Below are 610 nucleotides of genomic sequence, written 5' to 3' on the forward strand. Positions count from 1 at the left end.
TGATGATCTGCATCCTGATACGGGTGCCATTCTATGCCGCACTGATTAGCTCCGTGGTAATGATTGGCTGCATGATTTTCAGCCTGCAACTCAGTTCCGGTCGGCAGCCCTTTGAACCATCCACCTTGGTGCTGGTCTCGCTGGCCTTTACAAGCATGAGCTTGTTTGGCCAATACGTGTATGAACGTCTGTTGCGACAGCATTTCCTTTCCGAACACGTACTGTTCCAGCACAGAAACGAATTACACTCAGCCAATCTGGTACTGGAAAATCAGGCCACCGTCGACGGCATGACCGGCTGCATCAATCGCCGGGGCATGGAAAGCCGCCTGAGCCACCTCTATCACAAGCTGAACCAGAACAACCCGGATGCCCCGGAACGCATCACCCTGATGCTGTTCGATATCGACTTCTTCAAGCAATACAACGATACCTATGGCCACCCGGCGGGCGATGAGTGCCTGAAAAAAGTGGCCGGCGTCCCTCTGGGAATGGTGCAAAGCGATACCGATTTCGTGGCTCGCTACGGTGGCGAGGAATTTGTCATCACCCTGACTGACTCCAGCTTCAACGATGCGCTGGTTTTTGCCGAACGTATGCGTAACCGGGT

At 53.8% G+C, this 610-nt stretch carries 1 protein-coding gene; it reads left to right on the forward strand.

Going from position 1 to position 610, the window contains the following annotated elements:
• A partial coding sequence (locus tag A3730_RS06910; RefSeq protein ID WP_156501008.1) for a diguanylate cyclase occupies positions 1-610 on the forward strand: 610 nt, incomplete at both ends.

It is taken from the genome of Alcanivorax sp. HI0044, from assembly GCF_001634945.1.